At 58.9% G+C, this 18,413-nt stretch carries 11 protein-coding genes and 1 other RNA gene; 11 read left to right on the plus strand and 1 reads right to left on the minus strand.

Annotated elements, in window-relative coordinates; all coding sequences use genetic code 11:
• Nucleotides 1-39: 39 nt before the first annotated feature.
• A complete protein-coding gene (locus H1B31_RS08590; RefSeq protein WP_185980013.1) occupies nt 40-768 on the minus strand; it encodes a LytR/AlgR family response regulator transcription factor in 729 nt (242 codons plus the stop codon).
• Nucleotides 769-977: 209 nt separating this feature from the next.
• Between H1B31_RS08590 and H1B31_RS08595 the strand changes: the two genes are divergently transcribed.
• From H1B31_RS08595 to H1B31_RS08645, 11 genes are all read left to right on the plus strand, one after another.
• Nucleotides 978-1,943, plus strand: a complete 966-nt coding sequence (locus H1B31_RS08595) for a glycosyltransferase family 8 protein (RefSeq protein ID WP_226372097.1) — start codon at nt 978-980, stop codon at nt 1,941-1,943.
• Nucleotides 1,944-1,945: 2 nt separating this feature from the next.
• Nucleotides 1,946-4,249, plus strand: coding sequence for an autotransporter outer membrane beta-barrel domain-containing protein (locus H1B31_RS08600; RefSeq protein WP_185980014.1), 2,304 nt, complete (start codon nt 1,946-1,948; stop codon nt 4,247-4,249).
• A gap of 21 nt (nt 4,250-4,270) precedes the next feature.
• On the plus strand, nt 4,271-8,362 hold the full coding sequence (locus H1B31_RS08605) for a YDG domain-containing protein (protein ID WP_185980015.1): 4,092 nt from the start codon (nt 4,271-4,273) through the stop codon (nt 8,360-8,362).
• A 415-nt stretch (nt 8,363-8,777) separates the two neighbouring features.
• Nucleotides 8,778-9,725 (plus strand): aspartate carbamoyltransferase catalytic subunit, encoded by a 948-nt coding sequence (locus tag H1B31_RS08610; RefSeq protein ID WP_185980016.1) that lies wholly within the window; start codon nt 8,778-8,780, stop codon nt 9,723-9,725.
• On the plus strand, nt 9,725-11,017 hold the full coding sequence (locus H1B31_RS08615; RefSeq protein WP_185980017.1) for a dihydroorotase: 1,293 nt from the start codon (nt 9,725-9,727) through the stop codon (nt 11,015-11,017). The genes H1B31_RS08610 and H1B31_RS08615 overlap by 1 nt, the downstream gene beginning before the upstream one ends.
• Entirely contained in the window at nt 11,014-12,087 is a 1,074-nt protein-coding gene (gene carA, locus H1B31_RS08620) for a glutamine-hydrolyzing carbamoyl-phosphate synthase small subunit (RefSeq protein WP_185980018.1), read from the plus strand. The genes H1B31_RS08615 and carA overlap by 4 nt, the downstream gene beginning before the upstream one ends.
• Nucleotides 12,088-12,090: 3 nt before the next feature.
• Nucleotides 12,091-15,318: a carbamoyl-phosphate synthase large subunit gene (carB, locus tag H1B31_RS08625; RefSeq protein WP_009440264.1), complete on the plus strand. Its 3,228-nt coding sequence runs from the start codon at nt 12,091-12,093 to the stop codon at nt 15,316-15,318.
• Entirely contained in the window at nt 15,290-16,072 is a 783-nt protein-coding gene (locus H1B31_RS08630) for a dihydroorotate dehydrogenase electron transfer subunit (protein WP_185980019.1), read from the plus strand. The genes carB and H1B31_RS08630 overlap by 29 nt, the downstream gene beginning before the upstream one ends.
• Nucleotides 16,062-17,000 carry a dihydroorotate dehydrogenase gene (locus H1B31_RS08635; protein ID WP_185980020.1) on the plus strand — a complete coding sequence of 313 codons (939 nt, stop codon included), beginning with the start codon at nt 16,062-16,064 and terminating at the stop codon, nt 16,998-17,000. The genes H1B31_RS08630 and H1B31_RS08635 overlap by 11 nt, the downstream gene beginning before the upstream one ends.
• Before the next feature lie 134 nt (nt 17,001-17,134).
• Nucleotides 17,135-17,487: RNase P RNA component class A (rnpB, locus tag H1B31_RS08640), an RNA gene on the plus strand.
• Between the two features lie 68 nt (nt 17,488-17,555).
• Nucleotides 17,556-18,218 carry a C40 family peptidase gene (locus H1B31_RS08645; protein ID WP_037345840.1) on the plus strand — a complete coding sequence of 221 codons (663 nt, stop codon included), beginning with the start codon at nt 17,556-17,558 and terminating at the stop codon, nt 18,216-18,218.
• Nucleotides 18,219-18,413: the final 195 nt, after the last annotated feature.

Genomic DNA, 18,413 nt, shown 5'->3' on the forward strand with positions numbered 1-18,413 from the left:
CAGACGGAGAAAGCGGAGTGCCTCGTCATGCAGAATATTTCAGGGCGTAAACCCTGCGCGCATCTTCCGCAGCATATAGGTGCGGTATTCGTGACCGACCTCGCTTGTGCGGCGCGTTGCAATGGGGAGGAGAGTCCCGTCCATGAGCAGGACTCCATCCGATGTCAGCTGGCGTATATAGTCCATATTGATCAGCAGACTGCGGTGGCAGGACAGGAAAACCGGCAGAGGCTCCAGGAGCTCGCGTGCGCGTGCCATCGTCATATAGGGGGCGAGCGTCGTACCGTCTACCAGATGGAAGGAGCAGCGCCGTCCGTTGGCATCGACATAACGGATCTGTTCGATTGGTATGCGCTGCTCCGTATAGTCAATGGTGAGCGCGATCGTCGGGCGATCCTTCTTAAAAAATGGCGTGCGTGCAAGCGCCGCGCGGACACCTTTCTCCGTCACGGGCTTGATGAGATAGTGCGACGCTGTCACATCGAACGCCTCGATCGCGTGCTCGCGGCTCGATGTCACGAAGATGATTGCGCAGCTTGTATTGAAGGAGCGCAGAATCTGCGCCGTACGGATGCCCGTGCGCTCCTTTAGATAGATGTCGAGAAAAACAATGTCGGCGCGCGCGGAGGACATATGTGCGAGGAACTTCCTGTCGTCCGTGAATGCACGGATCATGGGGCGCGTCGTTTGCTCCGCGCAGACGGTATCAATCATCGCGCATAGCGCGTGCAGATCATCCGCATTATCGTCCAGTACAGCAATCTTCATATAATGACCTCCTGATTTTCTCTTTAAAATATTCTATGAAAAAGTCTTGCAATACGCAAGTCCAATTTAAAATCTTTTGCGTTCATGACATACTTTCGGCGTTTATGACAACTTTTATTGAACTTTTTCTTATATATGAGAAAATAATGATAGTATAAGCAAATGTATCCTACGGGCATATTGTCCTTTTATCTCAGAGAGTGGTGGAAATGATGCGTTGCGAGATTGCATTCGGTGTGGACGCGCGTTATGTGAAGTATGCGGGCATCGTCATGACCTCCATTGCCGCAGAGAATACGGGGGAGGAGATTGGCTTTCATCTTGTTTGTGACGGGATCGCGGAGGAGGACATCGAACGACTGCAGGAATTCCGTGCCGCCTTTCCGAGGACGGATGTCCATATCTATGACGCACGCGCGGCACTCGATGCCATTCCATTTCCCAACGGGATTCCGCATGAGCGGATCAACCGCAGCGTATTCACGCGGATTCTCATGCCGGAGCTGGTACCGCAGGAGCTGACGCGGATCCTCTACCTCGATGCCGACACGCTCTGCGTCGGGCGGCTCGCCGACCTCTATGTGCACGAGCTCGGCACGACACCGCTCGCCGCTGCCCGTGAGGGCGACGGTGTACGCAAGGCACAGCGCATCGGCCTGCAGGGGACGGACTACTTCAACGCGGGCGTCATGCTCATCGACCTCGCGCGGTGGCGTTCCATGCAGCTGACCGCATGCGTCCTCGATGCGTGGCGCACGCATGGCATCTCGTTCCCCCTCCTCGAACAGGACGCGCTCAACTATGTTCTGGACGGGGATTTTGCCGTGCTCGAAAAGCGTCATGTGCGGCTGATGGATGCCTTTGCGCCGTGGGATGTGGACTTTGCGGCGGAGCATACGATCTGGCATTTTCTCAACGAGGGGAAACCGTGGGTTCGCTATGCCGATCCGCGTGTGCGTGAGCCATATTGGCAGATCGTGCGCAGATCGCCGTGGAGCGACCTCACGCCGTCCGAGCCGTGGGAGACGCGCATCGCCTACCTCGCGGGCTGTCACGCCGAGCAGGCGGAGGACTACCGCACGGCGGCGCAGTATTTTCACGCGGCGGCGGAGCGGCTCATGCAGTTCTATCTGGAACAGACGAGCAGGATCAATCAATCGGGACAGGAGCATTGAACATGAAGACGAATGCAGACAACAAACAGATGCGCCTTAGCGCACAGATCGCTCTTGCACTCACCCTTGGCACAGCGTTTGTGCCAAGTACGGCACTCGCCGCACCGATCACCGCGTCCCAGACTTATACAGCGGATGTAACGGTGACGGATGATGTGGATATTGCGGATGGAACGATCACAGTGGAGGGCATCGATCAGGATACTCCCACGTCACAGCATGCGAACCGTACGGCAACCCTCAAGGGAAATGTCAAGATTATAAATTCGTCGGGCAATGTCCTCGAGGCGCTCAGTCGCGGGGATGGTACGGGGGACTGGTCGGGGATTCTGAGGATCAATCCTGACAGAACGAGCAAGGTAGAGCTGCGCGGCGATATTCTCGTGGGCAGACCTGATAACTCCTACGAGAAGGGCGGCTATGTCAATCTCTATCTGAAGGGCGAGAAGTCCTACTTTGCGGGCGGGATTACAGATCTAGACGGTAAGGCTCTGCATCAACGCGGCGGCGTACGTCTCGAACTCTCGGATGGGGCGACGTGGTATCCGAAGGGGGATGACTATACGCTCTCACAGGATTTTGGTGAGACGAGTACGGACAGGGGACTGCACTGGGCAGAGGATCAGAACAAGCCGCTCGGCTTCCATCTCTCGGCGAATGGCGGCGTGATCGACATGGCGTTTGCTGCACCAAACGAAAAGCGTCCAAACACTACTCCTGCAGGAGAGCGCAGGTTGACCTTTGACAATACGCGGGCGGCGCTTAATGGCGCGACCTTCCGCATCTCCACGAATCTTACGGAGAACAAGGCAGATAAGATCACGCTAAACGGTGTTACAGGAGCGAGCAATCAGTACAAGCTGCAAATCGGCTTTGACCCGAAGATGAACGATGCCGCAAATCAGACAAACTATGTGATTGCCCCCACGGTCGCGGGCGGCATTCCCGTACTGGATTCCGACAATACGGGTGATACAGTAGAGGCATCGGAGTATATTACGCGAAAAGCTGTTGCGGCAGGGCTGCTGCAAAAGGACTTCAAGGTAAAACCGACACTTAAGGCAACGGAGAACGGTAGAAAGATCGTGTGTGTAACAAAGATCGAGGTTACAGATATGACACCATCGTCACCGAACCCGAACCGAACCCGAACCCGAACCCGAATCCGAACCCCAACCCGAACCCAAATCGAATCGAACCCCACGAACCCGAACCCGACCGAATCTAACCAACCCAAATCCGAATCAAACCCGAATCCTAACCCCAACCCAAATCCGAACCCGAATCCGAATCCGAACCCCAATCCGAATCCGAACCCAAATCCGAATCCGAACCCGAATCCGAATCCAAACCCGAATCCGAACCCCAACCCAAATCCAACCCCCAATCCAACCCCGGGTCCCGCGCTGCGCACGGCCGACCTTCTCATGGATATGGCACTCGCCCAGCTCAGTGCATGGCGCGGCGAGAACAACGACCTGCATCGGCGCATGGGCGGACTGCGTGCGGGCGGAGCATCCGGCGCGTGGGTGCGCGGCTACGGCGGCAGGACGGAGTTCGGCAGCTATCCTACGGAGGGGCGCTACAGTGGCGTACAGGTCGGTATTGACCGTGCTGCTTCGCTCCATGGAGGCACGCTCTTCATGGGGGTTGCAGCCTCAACATCGAGCGGCACGGCGCGGAACAGCGATCTCGACGGCAGCCATCGTGCACACTTTTTCGGTGTGTACGGCAGCTACATGGGCAAACGCGGCGACTACCTCGACGCGATCGTGAAATACGGACGCATGACGAACGACGCAACCGCCGTCTTTGACGGTACGGCATACACGGGCGGCTACGGTGTGAACGGTTGGAACATCTCCGTCGAATACGGACACCGCATAGCCATCAACCCGCATTTCTACTGGACACCACAGGTTGAGTTGAACTATGGACGCATCGGCGCGGCAGACTACACGATGCGTGCAGGTTCTTTGCCGGGGGCTCACATCGCAAACGATGCCGTCACCACACTCCTCGGGCGTATCGGCACGCAGATCGGCTATGAGGATGAGCGCGGCGCGGTCTATCTGAAGCTCGGCTTTCTGCATGAGTTCAAGGGCGACCTCCACATGCGGGCGCAGTATGCCTCCACCTCGATTGATCGCAGCTATTCAGCGCGGGACAGCTATTTCGAGTATGGACTGGGCTTCATGCGCCGCGTCGGCAGAGCGGACATCTACGGCGAGCTCAGCCGTACGGCGGGCGCGGATGCCATCAGCGAGAAGTGGAAGGCGAATCTCGGCGTGCGCATCGAGTTCTAAAACAAGAAAGGACGAAGCAATATGAAATCAGTATCGAAGAAGCAGCTGCGCCGCAAACTCCTCTGTGCCCTCGTTGCGGGTGCACTCGCCGCCCCCTTTGCCGCACAGACGGCGTATGCGCTCCCCATCGAGGGCGCGAACGCCGCAGCGAACGCAGGAGAGGCGAATATCTCCACGAGCGGCACGGTCATGGACATCGCGGGCAAGACGGAGCACAACGTCCTCCGCTGGGAGGACTTCTCCATCGAGCAGAACGAGAAGGTGCGCTTCGACGGCGGCAATCAGACACGCGACTATCTGAACCTCGTCACGGGCGAGGGCGCGTCGAACATCTACGGCACGATCGAGGGCGGCAGGAACGTCTATCTCGTCAACCCGCACGGCATCCTCTTCGCGAAGGGCTCGCAGGTCAATACGGGCGCACTCTACCTCTCGACGGCAAATCCCGCTGATATTGCCGCAGCGACGAACACATTCAGGACAAACGGAACAAGTCCACTCACTGCGTCTGCACAGACGGGCGACGTGCTGAACCTCGGCACGGTAAAGGCGAGCAAACTCTACATCGAGGGCAAGAACGTCAAAGTCCTCAACACGGATGCTGTAACGGACGCAAACGGCACGGCGCTCACGGGCAGCGCGGTCACGATCCGCAGCGAGGAAACGCCGCATATTGGCTACGATGTCGCCAATACCACGACGCGGAACTTTACCGTAAACGGCGCAACGGTCACCAAGAATGTTTCCGACTATGCGAATGCGAACAATTCAAAATCTGCAACATCGCGCGGGTGGGTTGTCCAGAACCTCGGCGGCACGGCGCATACGGACTATGACTATATGCGCGTGCATAACGTCTACGAGCTGCAGCACATGGACGTGAATCAGCTTTATGACGCGGATCCCGATAAGAGGAAGATACTCGGCAGTTATATGCTCGCGGATGACATCAATGCAAGCGAGACAAAGAACTGGACCGAGGGCTTTCAGCCGATTGGCGATGCTACTAGAGGGTCCTTTACGGGACGATTTGACGGCGCTCGGCACACGATCACGGGTCTTACCATTAAGCCACCGACCGATACTACCGGGACGGTTTCTCGCGGGATGTTTGGATCCATCCAGAGCGCGCACATCGAGAATGTCTCCCTGAAGGGTGCCTCCGTGTCGGGAGTGAAGGATGTCGGCGGCATTGTGGGAAGTGCAGAATGGTCTGCCATACGGAACGTCTCCTTCAGCGGTGAGGTTCATGGAGGCGGTACTGGACTTTACGATAACTGTGCCGGCGGCATTGTGGGAACACTAAACCAAAGTAGGATTGAGAATGCCTACAATGATGGCACGATCGAAGGGACCGGTGCGGTCGGCGGCATTGTGGGATATGTGATTGGCAACTGCACCGTTCAGAACGTCCGAAATGCGGGCAAGGTCGTAGGAAATAGGCAGCTCGGCGGCATTGCGGGCTCGGTAGAGTGGGACAGCCGCATTCAGAACGCCGTGCAGACGGGAGACGTGGAGCAACGAGCGGGACAGACGGATTCGCAAGTCGGCGGCGTTGTGGGAATTTTGAACGATGCCACGGTCAGCCATGCCGTATGGAAGGAGGGCAGTGTAAAGGATGGGAACAGCGCTCTGATCCGGAAGGGTATTGGCAAAGAGCAGGGAAATACTACAGTGCGCGATGTCAAAGAGCACAGTCTGGACGATATGAAGAAGGCGGCGACATACGCGGCATGGGGCAGTGACGTTGCCACCGAGGGCGGCAAGAGGACGCCGTGGCGCATCTACGACGGCAAGACCATGCCGCTGCTCACGGCATTCCTCCGGACGAAGCATCTTGCAAACCGCGAGAGTGTCTACAACGGCACGGCTCCGACGATTGCGGGTCTCGCCCCCGGTATCAGTTGGACGGCAGGGAAGGATGCCGGCACATATTATGCCTACAGCGAGCAGTATGACATCACCGGCGGCGCGTACACAGTCAAGCCGAAGGAGCTGACGCTCAACTTTACGAACGGCACGCGCTTTGACAAGACCTACGACGGGAATGCAAACGTCACGCGGACGCTCACGAAGGGGCAGCACTATGGTCTCACGGGCTTTGTCGGCAGCGAGGGCGCGGATATCGACCTGGCGACGGGTAATGTCATGGGCACGTATGCGGACAAGAACGCAGGCAGGGATAAGGAAGTGACGTTCCAAAATCTCGCGCTCAAAGGAGAGGGGGCGAAGAACTATACCATCAAAAAGGCGCAGGGCGTTGGGACAATCACGCCGAAGCAGCTGACGCTCGACCTCGTGGGCGGCACGCGCTTTGACAAGACCTACGATGGGAATGTGAACGTCACGCAGTCGCTCACGAAGGGGACGAACTATACCCTCACGGGCTTTGTTACGGGCGAGGGCAATGGCATTGCGCTCGCTTCCTCTACAGGCACATATAGCGACAAGAATGCCGCCGCAGACAAAGCTGTCACGTTTAACGGGCTGACGCTCACGGGCACGGGCGCGGGCAACTACACGCTCGACAAGACCACGCTCACGGGCATTGGTACGATCGCGCGGCGTGCGCTGACGCTCGGCGCAGTCACGGCACAGACGAAGACCTACGACGGAAATACATTGGCAGACGCATCGAAGTTCCATGCGGGGCTGAATAATGTCGTCGCAGGCGAGGAGAACAGCGTGAAGGCGACTGCGAGCGGCGCGGCGTATAACAGCAAGGATGTCGCGACGGCAGGCACAGTAGGCTATACGGACGTTGCCCTCGCAGGTGCGGAGGCGGGGAACTACACGCTCGCCGCCACCACGGCACAGGGCGCGGGGACGATCACGCGGCGTGCGCTGACCGTTGATACCGTCGCGGCGCAGAGTAAGATCTACGACGGCAATACCGCCGCAGACACGTCGAAGTTCCAAGCGACGCTCGGCAATGTCGTCGCGGGCGAGGAAGGCAGCGTAACGGCGACCGCCACAGGCGCGGCATACAACGATAAGAACGTCGCTGCGGCAAATACGGTGGGCTATACAGGGCTCGCGCTCACAGGCGCGGGTGCGGCGAACTACAGTCTTGCCGCGACGACTGCACAGGGCGCGGGCAGGATCACGGCGAAGCAGCTGAATCTCGCGCTCGCGGGCGGCGCACGCTTTGACAAGACCTATGACGGCAATGCAAACGTCACGCAGTCACTCACGAAGGGCGGGAACTATACCCTCACGGGCTTTGTCGGCAGCGAGGGCACGGGCATCACGGTCACGGGCACAGGCACATACACGGACAAGAATGCCGCCGCAGACAAAGCCGTCACCTTTGGCGGGCTGACCCTCACGGGCACGGGCGCGGGCAATTACACGCTCGATAAGACTGCGCTCACGGGCATCGGCACGATCGCGCAGCGTGCGCTGACCCTCGGCGCAGTCGCGCAGCAGAGTAAGACCTACGACGGTAAGACCGACGCTGACGCATCGAAGTTCAGCGCGGCACTCGCGGGTGTCGTCACGGGTGACAATGTCACGGCAGCCGCCACAGGCGCGACCTACAACGACAAGAACGTCGCTGCGGCAAATCGCATCGACTACACGGGCGTCGCCCTCCGTGGTGCGGATGCGGGGAACTACAGCATCGCGAGCACCGCGCAGGGGACGGGTACAATCACGCACCGCGACCTCACGCTGACCGCCGCACCGCGCAGCATCGTGCAGGGCGAGGCACTTCCCTCCTTTACGGGACGCGCGGACGGCTTTGCTGACGGTGAGGACGAGCGCGTATTCGGTGCGGACGGCATCACATTTGGCACGACGGTGACGAATACCGATACGCCTGGCAGCTATGGCGTTACGGGACGCATTGGCGGCGTCAGTGACGGTGTTTTCGGCAACTACCGCATCCGGCAGGCGGCGGGCAACGCGACTGCGTTCACCGTCAATGCCGCAGCACTGCCGGGCGGACTTCTCGCCTCGCTCGTACAGGATGCCGCGCCGCGGTTTGATATGGGCTTCGGCGACAGCGTCTACCTCTTCGGTACGCCGCGTCCCATCCGGACAGCAACGCTCGGGCTCTATCGCTTCGCGACGGCACGCGATGTCAATATCGAGGGCGTGCGTTTAGACTAAGGGACTGTTCTTGGGGCGCCCCTTCCACCGCAAGCGGTCCCACTCCCCCGTGTCGCACGGGGGAGGCTCATATACCGTAATGAAGAAGCCTCCCCTGCCACAGCGGGAGAGGTGACACGCGGAGCGTGATGGTAGGGGCGCCTTGAGGGGCAAAACGAACAAAACCATGTTGTGAAACATACAACAAAATGAAGCTGCACGGTTGATTTTTCGGCGCGAAAACGCTATAATGGGGAAAATAAAGTGAAGGGGCGGCACGCCGAACCTTCCGCATAGACCACCTTTTAAGAGGTCCTGTGAGGCCTTAAGGGAGTTTTCAATGAAATATACTGTGCAGTCAGTCTATCCAATTTTAGAATGCAAAGCTTTCTTATGCCTTTCTTTGGGCATGAGAAAGCTTTTTTATTGAAAGGGGATGCACATGAGTCAGGAGTTATCACTCAAGGGACGCGATGTTCTGGCGCTCGAGGATTTTTCGGCGGAGGAGATTCGTCTGATCCTGAACACGGCGCGCGAGATGAAGAACATCGTCGGCCGTGACATTAAGAAGGTGCCGGCGCTCAGGGGAAAGGCGATCGTCACGCTGTTCTACGAGCCGAGTACGCGCACGCGCACGTCGTTCGAGCTCGCGGGGAAGTATCTCGGCGCGGATGTCGTGAATATCACGGCGAGCGCGTCGAGCATTGTCAAGGGGGAGAGTCTGCGCGATACGCTCTATACAATCGAAGCGATGGGCGTGGATGCAATCGTCATGCGCCACAAGGCGGAGGGCTCTGCCGCATACGCTGCCGATGCGGTGTCGCCCGTGATCGTCAATGCGGGGGACGGCGCGCACGCGCATCCGTCACAGGGGCTGCTGAACCTCTATACGATCGAGGAGAACAAGGGGAGACTCGCGGGGCTGAAGGTCGCCATTCTCGGCGATGTGCTGCACAGCCGCGTGGCACGTTCGGACATTCAGGGCATGCGCAAGATGGGCATGGACGTGCACATCGCTGGACCGCGCCCACTGCTGCCGCGCTTTCTCGACGAGGAGGAGGGCATTACGATTCATGACCGCATCGAGGATGCCGTCGAGGGTGCGGATGTGGTCGAGGTGCTGCGCATCCAGCTCGAGCGCATGAAGGGCGGGCTCTTCCCGTCGACACGCGAGTATGCGCGCATTTACGGACTGAACGACGAGCGTCTTGCACTGGCAAACAAGGACGCGCTCGTGCTGCACCCGGGGCCGATGAACAAGGGCTGGGAAATCTCTGAGTCCGTCGCCTACGGTGTGCAGTCGCGCATTCAGGAGGAAGTGAAAAATGGGGTCGCCATCCGCATGGCGCTCTTCACATTGATTCTGATGGGAGGGAAGGCCTGATGGGGGCATTGCTGCTGAAAGGCGGGCGGGTGATCAATCCCGCCGCCAAGCAAAATGAAATCTGTGACGTTCTCATCGAGGACGGTGTGATTCGCGCGGTTGGAGCGAATCTGAGCGCCGATGGAGCGGAGGTGTATGACGCGTCCGGCAAGATTGTCTCGCCCGGATTCATCGATATGCACACGCATTTCCGTGAGCCGGGGCAGGAGGCGAAGGAGGACTTTGCCTCCGGCTCACGTGCGGGTGCTGCGGGCGGCTATACGACGATTGCGACAATGCCGAATACGCGCCCCGTGGTGGACGATGCGGCGCTTGTCACGAGCCTCAAGAAGCGTGCAGAGGATGTCGCCGTCATCCACATCGAGATCATCGGTGCGGTGACGAAGAATCAGGAGGGCAAGGAGCTCGCGGAGCTCGGCGACATGGTCGAGGCGGGCGCGGTGGCGTTCTCCGACGACGGGCATTTCGACCCGTCGGCAAAGGTGCTGCTCAGTGCGTACGACTATCTCGTCCCGTTTGACAAGGCGATCATCAATCACGAGGAAGATCCCTCCCTCGTCGAAGACGGCGCGATGAATGAGGGGCACAGGAGTGCGATGCTCGGCATCAAGGGGCGTCCGATTGTGGCGGAGGATATTGCCGTCGCGCGCGACATCATGCTTGCCGAGTATGCGGGCGCACATGTGCATGTCGCACATATCAGCTCGGGGCGCGCCGTGCAGCTTGTGCGCGAGGCGAAGGCGCGCGGCGTGCGCGTGACGACGGAGGTCACGCCGCATCATCTCACGATGACGGACGAGTGCGTCGACCCGCGCGACAGCTCGACGAAGGTCAACCCGCCGCTGCGCACGGCAAAGGATGTCGAGGCGATGGTCGCAGGGCTGCTCGATGGCACAATCGACATGGTGGTCACGGATCATTCGCCGCACGCACCCGAGGAGAAGGATCGCGAGTACATCTACGCACCGAGCGGATTCCCGGGGCTTGAGACGGCGCTCGGCGTCCTGCTGACCGACCTCGTGCACACGGGGAAGATTCCGATGGAGACGCTGATCGAGCGCATGACCTGCGCGCCCGCACGCGTGTTCAAACTGAATGCGGGGACGCTCGCCGAGGGCGCGCCTGCAGATGTCACGGTGATTGATCCGGAGCTCATTTGGACGGTCGATCCGAAGGCGTTCTATACGCGCGGCAGGCACTCGCCATTTGCTGGGCGCGAGCTCAAGGGAAGGGCTGTGCTGACTGTTGTGGATGGGCAGATTGTTATGAAGGATGGGGTCATTATCATATGAAAGGAAAACTGATTCTGGAGGACGGTTCGGTCTATACGGGCGAACTGCTCGACAGCGAAACAAGAACAGTTGGTGAAGTGGTATTCACCACGACGATGACAGGATATCAGGAGAGTCTGACCGATCCCTCCTTCTGCGGGCAGATCCTCACGATGACCTATCCGCTCATCGGGAACTACGGCTCGGCTGAGAAATTCATGCAGTCCCGCCGCTCCTTTGTGCGCGGATTTGTCATCGGGGAGCTCTGCGACGCGCCGAACAACTGGCAGGCGGAGGAAAGTCTGACGGAATTTTTGCGGGAAAACAATATTCCGTGCCTTTACCACGTCGATACAAGGGCTGTGACACGTCATATCCGCTCTGCAGGTGCAATGAAGGGCGTGATTGTTCCCGAGAATATGTCGGAGTCCGAGATTGCAGCACTGCAAGGTGAAGAACTCCCGCGCAATGTCGTGGAGATCGTCACGACGCCCGAGGTCTATACGCTCGAGACGGAGACGCCCAACGCGCCGCATATTGTCGCAATGGATTTCGGCGTCAAGCGCAGCATCCTGCAGAACATCAACCGCATCGGGGCAAAGGTGACGGTTGTGCCCGCGCATACGAGCGCCGAGGAGGTGCTTGCGCTGAACCCCGATGGCATATTCCTCTCGAACGGCCCCGGCGATCCGACGGATGTGCCGAAGATTGTCGAGGAGGTGCGAAAACTCGCGGGGAAGAAGCCGATCTTCGGCATCTGCCTTGGGCATCAGCTGCTCGCGCTCGCGTTTGGCGCGAAGACGTACAAGATGAAGTTCGGGCATCGCGGCGGTAATCAGCCCGTGAAGAATCTGAAGATGGGTAAGGTGCACATCTCCGCGCAGAACCACGGCTATGCCGTCGATCCCGCATCGCTCGCGGGGACGCCGCTCGTTGTGACGCATACTAATGTGAACGACGATACGATCGAGGGGCTGCGCCACACAGAGCTGCCGATCTTCTCGGTGCAGTATCATCCCGAGGCTGCGCCGGGACCCGACGATAATATGTATCTCTTTGATGAGTTCTGGGATCTGATGAAGGGGGAGTGACGTATGCCGCGCAAGGAAAATCTAAAGAAGGTCATGGTCATCGGCTCCGGCCCCATCATCATCGGTCAGGCGGCGGAGTTTGACTACGCCGGCTCACAGGCGTGCCGCGCGCTGAAGGAGGACGGTCTGGAGGTCGTGCTCGTCAACAGCAACCCTGCGACCATCATGACGGACACGAATATCGCTGACCGCGTCTATATCGAGCCGCTGACGGTGGACTTCTTGGAGGAGATCATCTCCAAGGAGAAGCCGGACGGACTGCTTGCAACGCTCGGCGGACAGGCGGGGCTGAACCTCGCCGTCCAGCTTGCCGAGAAGGGCATTCTGGCACAGCACGGCGTGGAGCTCCTCGGCACGTCGCTCGAGGCGATTGAGAAGGCGGAGGATCGCGAGCGCTTCAAGGAGACGATGGAAAAGCTCGGGGAGCCGATCCCCGAGAGCACGATTGTCGAGGATGTTCATGCGGCTGTTGCATTTGCAAACGAGATTGGATATCCTGTCATTGTACGCCCTGCGTATACGATGGGCGGCACGGGCGGCGGCATTGCGGAGAATGAGGAAGAGCTCATTGCAACCGTCATCAAGGGGCTGAACTACTCGATGATCGGTCAGGTGCTCATCGAGCGCAGCGTTGCCGGATGGAAGGAAATCGAGTTCGAGGTCATCCGCGACGGCAATGACAACTGCATCACTGTTTGCAGCATGGAGAACTTTGATCCTGTCGGTGTTCATACGGGAGACAGTATTGTTGTTGCTCCTGCGCAGACACTCACGGATCACGAGTATCAGATGCTGCGCAGCGCGAGCCTCCGCATCATCCGCGAGCTGGGCATCGAGGGCGGATGCAACGCGCAGTATGCACTCGATACGAAGAGCAACAGATACTATGTCATCGAGGTCAATCCGCGCGTCAGCCGCTCCTCGGCGCTCGCGTCGAAGGCGACAGGCTATCCGATTGCAAAGGTGTCCTCGAAGATTGCAATCGGCTACACGCTCGACGAGATTGTCAACTCCGTGACGAAGAAGACAAAGGCGTGCTTTGAGCCGACAATCGACTACTGCGTTGTGAAGTTCCCGCGCTGGCCGTTCGATAAATTTATCTACGCTGACCATACAATCGGCACACAAATGAAGGCAACAGGCGAGGTTATGTCCATCGATCGCAGCTTTGAGGGGGCAATCCTCAAGGCGGTGCGCTCACTCGAAATCGGCGTGAACCGCCTCTATATGGAGCGCTTTGCGGACTGGGATGACGAGCGGATCGAAAAGCAGCTCTCCGCTGTGAACGACGAGCGCATCTTCGTCATTGCCGAGGCGCTTCGTCGCGGGAAGCTCAGCGTCGATGAGATCTCGGACATCACGAAGGTGGACAAGTGGTTCATCCATAAGCTCAAACATATCACGGATGTGGAGAACGAGCTTGCCGCATCGCCGCTCACGCCGAAGCTGCTCGCAGCGGCGAAGTGGGTGGGGCTTGCCGACACCTCCATCGCCGAGCTGACGCATAAGACGCGCGATGAGATTCGCACGATGCGCCGCAGTCACAATATACTGCCGTGCTACAAGATGGTCGATACCTGCGCGGCAGAGTTCGAGGCGATGACGCCGTACTATTACTCCACGTTCCGCGGCAGTGAGGACGAGGTCGCCGTCTCCAACCGCAAAAAGGTGATCGTGCTCGGCTCAGGGCCGATCCGCATCGGGCAGGGCGTCGAGTTCGATTACTGCTCCGTGCACTCCGTGTGGGCGCTGCGCGAGATGGGGATTGAAGCAATCATCATCAACAACAATCCGGAGACAGTCAGCACGGACTTTGACATCTCCGATCGCCTCTACTTCGAGCCGCTGACGGTTGAGGACGTGCTGAACATCGTGGACAAGGAGAAGCCGGACGGCGTCATTGTCCAGTTCGGCGGGCAGACTGCGATCAACCTCGCAGCGGAACTTGAGCGCGCAGGCCTGCGCGTCTATGGCACGTCCGTCAACGACATTGACCGCTCCGAGGATCGCGAGCGCTTTGACGAGGTACTCACGCAGACGGGCATCTCGCGCCCCGAGGGTATCAGCGTGACGAATCTCGCGGATGCCGTGGCGGGGGCGGCGCGCATCGGCTACCCCGTGATGGTGCGCCCCTCGTACGTCCTCGGCGGGCGTGCAATGGAGATCGTCTACAACGAGGAGGAACTGCGCGACTATATGAGCCGCGCGGTCAAGGTGACGCCGGATCACCCCGTGCTCGTCGACCGCTATATGCAGGGCACAGAGGTCGAGGTCGACGCCATCTCGGATGGCGTGGATGTCGTTATCCCCGGCATCATGGAGCATATCGAGCGTGCGGGCATCCACTCGGGGGACAGCATTGCGGTCTATCCGCCGCAGACGCTTCCCGCGCGCGTGATCTATACCATCATCGACTACACGAAGCGGCTTGCCGTTGCTCTCCATGTGAAGGGGCTGCTCAACATCCAGTTCGTTGTTGCGCGCGATGAGGTCTTCATCATCGAGGTCAATCCGCGCTCGAGCCGCACGGTGCCGTTCCTCTCGAAGATCACGAACGTCAACATGGTCGGCGTTGCGACGCAGGTTGCCATGGGAGCGACGCTGAAGGAGCTCGGCTTCCACTCGGGGCTGATTCCACCGCGTCCCTATGTCGCCGTCAAAGCGCCCGTCTTCTCGTTTGCAAAGATGACGGATGTCGACATCTCCCTCGGCCCTGAGATGAAGTCGACGGGCGAGGTCATGGGGCTAGACTACCACTATGCGCGCGCCCTCTACAAGGCAATCGTCGGCTCGGGGCTAAACATCCCGACGAAGGGCTGTCTGCTCTTCACGGTTGCGAACAAGGATAAGGAGGAGCTCAAGCAACTTGCAAAGGCGTTCTCCGAGTTCAACTTCGACATTGTGGCGACGGAGGGCACGGCAAAGGCGATTGCCTCTCTCGGAATCGATGTCGAGGTCGTCGGCAAGGTGCATGAGCGCAGCTCGGACATCATCGAGATGATTAAGAGCGGCAAGATCAATATGGTCATCAATACGCTGACGCAGGGCAAGCACTCCGCGCGCGACGGCTTCAAGATCCGCCGCGCAACGGTGGAGCACGGCATTGCCTGTCTCACATCGCTCGATACGGCGTGGGAGGTGCTGCGCGTGCTCGAGTTCATGCGGAATCGCCGCCTCGTCTATGCGTTGGCAATACAGGACTATGTCGGCGGAGGGGATGATCTTGCCTAAGGTAATCGAAGAGGCACGCATCCTTTCGCATGAAGCCCCGATTGCAGGCGTCGACATCCTGACGCTCGATTCCCCCGTGATCGCACGAACGTCTCTACCGGGGCAGTTCGTGCAGGTCTCTGTGCCGGCAGACGGCGGATATCTGCGCCGTCCGCTCGGCATTGCAGAGGTCTCGCGTACAGATGGGTGGATTCGTCTCATCTATCGGCAGGTGGGCAGCGGTACCGAGGCGTTGGCGCATGCGGAGACGGGTGCCACTGTTTCTGTACTTGGCTCTCTGGGACGCGGCTTTACGACCGAGCTGCGGCATCCGCTTCTCGTCGGCGGCGGTATGGGGCTTACGCCACTCCTCTTCTTTGCCGCGGAGCATTCGAACGTCTCCGTGCTGATGGGCGGGCGCACGAAGGAGGAGGTCTTCTGGGAGGAGATCTACCGCCCTCATGTGCGTGAATGCTTTGTCACGACAGATGACGGTTCGTATGGCACGCAGGGCTTTGTGACGACGCTCCTGCCGAAACTGCTGCGGGGTGGGGACTATGACGGCGTTGCCGTCTGCGGCCCGCCCGTGATGATGGAGCGCGTTGCCGCGATTGCGGCGGAACATGGCATTCCCTGTGAGGTCTCACTTGAAAAGCGCATGGCGTGCGGTCTCGGCGCCTGCCTCTCCTGCGCCGTGGACACGCGCAGCGGGCGGCGCAAGGTCTGCAAGGACGGCCCCGTCTTTCCTGCGGGAGAGGTGTACTATGCCTCATAATGCACAGAGCTATCCCTATGACGAACTTCTGCGTACGAATATCGCTGGGATCGACATGCGGACGCCCGTCCTCACGGCGTCGGGCACGTTCGGCTTTGGTGAGGAGTTCGCGGACTTCGTCGATCTCGCGCGCCTCGGCGGCGTCATGGTGAAGGGCACAACGCTCGCACCACGGCGCGGCAATGACGGCGTGCGCATTGCGGAGACGCCGCAGGGTATGTTGAACTGTATCGGGTTGGAAAATCCGGGCGTCGATGTCTTCCTGACGGAGATTCTGCCGCGCATTCAGCCCTATGGGATGAACGTCATCGTCAACATCTCGGGCAGCTCGGTCGAGGACTATGCGGCGCTCGCCGCACGGCTCAACGTCGCGGGTGTTGCGGCGCTCGAGATCAATATCTCCTGCCCGAATGTCAAGGAGGGCGGCATTGTCTTCGGCACCGACCCGCACGCTGCGGCGGCAGTCGTGTGTGCCGTCAAAGCTGCATCTGAGAAGCCCGTCATCGCAAAGCTCTCGCCGAATGTCACGAGCATTACGGAGATGGCGCTTGCCGTCGAGGAGGCGGGCGCGGATGTGATTTCGCTCATTAACACGCTCATCGGCATGCAGATCGACATCGTGCGTCGGCGTCCCGTGCTCGGCAACCGCACGGGCGGTCTCTCGGGACCTGCCGTGAAGCCCGTCGCCGTGCGCATGGTCTGGGATGTGGCACACGTGGTTCACGTGCCCGTCATCGGGATGGGCGGCATTTCCTCATGGCAGGATGCCGTTGAGTTCTTCCTCGCGGGCGCGTCCGCCGTGGCGGTCGGGACGGCGAACTTTATCGACCCTGCAATTACAATGAAGATCTGCGACGGTCTGGGGGGTTATCTGCATGAGAATCAGATGTCGAGCATACGGGATCTCATTGGACAGGCATGGGAATAAACATATTTTTTCGAAAGAATTTCACGCAAAAGGGATTTTCTGTTCGTAAGGTTGGCTCTCCTCCCGTATCGCACAAGGGCTAGGGGGACTTTTGACACCTGAGCCCCACATGTGGTATAATCTTCCCGTTGGTATGAGAAACCGAGACAATCGCGTCCATCTCGATGGGCGAGGAAAGTCCGAGCTCCATAGGGCAGTGTGCTGGATAACGTCCAGCGAGGGTGACCTCAGGGACAGTGCCATAGAAATTTAGACCGCCGATCTGATCGGTAAGGGTGGAAAGGTGCGGTAAGAGCGCACCAGCAGTCGGGTGACCGGCTGGCTTGGGTAAACCCCACATGGAGCAAGACCAAATAGGGAAGGGTTAAGGCGGCTCGTCGACCTTCCGGGTAGTGTCGCTAGAGGCGTTCGGCAACGGGCGTCCCAGATAAATGATTGTCGCCGCCCGTGTGGCGGAACAGAACTCGGCTTATTGGTTTCTCACAGCCAATGCTATCGAAGACGCATTTAATGTACTCAGGTTTGTCTTGGGTATCGGTGGAAGGAAGTGTTTGCTTGCGAAAGAAAATCAAGATTCTTGCGTTATCCGCGATGCTTCTCTGCTCCGCAGCAGTTGCGAGTGCAGAGTCATTCCAGCTCGGCGATCAGGGAACTGACGTAGCCGAGATTCAGGGACAGCTGTCCAGCTTTGGTTATGACGTTGTTGCAGATGGAGATTTTGGCCCTGCAACGGCAGAGGCAGTGAAGGAATTCCAATCAGCACAGGGACTTGATGTCGACGGGATGGTAGGGCCTTCCACGTATCAGGCACTTCTTGGAAAATCCATGCCGCAGGTCAGCCGCGGTTCGAACTACATCGTTCGCCGCGTGATCTCTGACTCCATGCAGTACATTGGAGTTCCGTATTCCTTTGGCGGCACGACGCCCGCAGGATTTGACTGCTCCGGCTTTGTGCGCTACGTATTTGCCAATGCGGGCATCTATCTCCCGCGCACGGCAGACGCACAGTATGATGTCGGCTATCCTGTCTCCTCGTCGGAGATGGTGCCCGGCGATCTCGTATTCTTCTCGACGTATGAGTACGGTCCGTCGCATGTCGGCATCTATCTCGGCAACGGCAACTTTATCAATGCTTCGTCGAGCCGCGGCGTTGCGATCGACAATCTGTACGGCGGCTACTGGGGCGCGTGCTACATTGGAGCGCGACGCATCATGTGATATGCGGAATCAGGAGAGGGGCGCTGCCCCTCTTTTTTCATAGGAGAAAACAATGTCCGATCTATTTCTTTGCCTTCTTGTTTTCCTCATGCTATACTATGTTTTCGGTGATGAGCTGTTCCCGCGATGAACTTTCTACATTATTATTCCTATCGGTTGCATTATTGTATGATTTTATGTAATATGGGGAGCGTA

Source organism: Selenomonas timonae (assembly GCF_014250475.1).
GTDB classification, from domain to species: domain Bacteria; phylum Bacillota; class Negativicutes; order Selenomonadales; family Selenomonadaceae; genus Centipeda; species Centipeda timonae.

Bases quoted from the DNA above. Each gene is read 5' to 3' on its own strand.
- H1B31_RS08590 (WP_185980013.1), bottom strand. From the start codon at position 768: ATGAAGATTGCTGTACTGGACGATAATGCGGATGATCTGCACGCGCTA.
- H1B31_RS08595 (WP_226372097.1), top strand. From the start codon at position 978: ATGATGCGTTGCGAGATTGCATTCGGTGTGGACGCGCGTTATGTGAAG.
- H1B31_RS08600 (WP_185980014.1), top strand. From the start codon at position 1,946: ATGAAGACGAATGCAGACAACAAACAGATGCGCCTTAGCGCACAGATC.
- H1B31_RS08605 (WP_185980015.1), top strand. From the start codon at position 4,271: ATGAAATCAGTATCGAAGAAGCAGCTGCGCCGCAAACTCCTCTGTGCC.
- H1B31_RS08610 (WP_185980016.1), top strand. From the start codon at position 8,778: ATGCACATGAGTCAGGAGTTATCACTCAAGGGACGCGATGTTCTGGCG.
- H1B31_RS08615 (WP_185980017.1), top strand. From the start codon at position 9,725: ATGGGGGCATTGCTGCTGAAAGGCGGGCGGGTGATCAATCCCGCCGCC.
- carA (WP_185980018.1), top strand. From the start codon at position 11,014: ATGAAAGGAAAACTGATTCTGGAGGACGGTTCGGTCTATACGGGCGAA.
- carB (WP_009440264.1), top strand. From the start codon at position 12,091: ATGCCGCGCAAGGAAAATCTAAAGAAGGTCATGGTCATCGGCTCCGGC.
- H1B31_RS08630 (WP_185980019.1), top strand. From the start codon at position 15,290: ATGTCGGCGGAGGGGATGATCTTGCCTAAGGTAATCGAAGAGGCACGC.
- H1B31_RS08635 (WP_185980020.1), top strand. From the start codon at position 16,062: ATGCCTCATAATGCACAGAGCTATCCCTATGACGAACTTCTGCGTACG.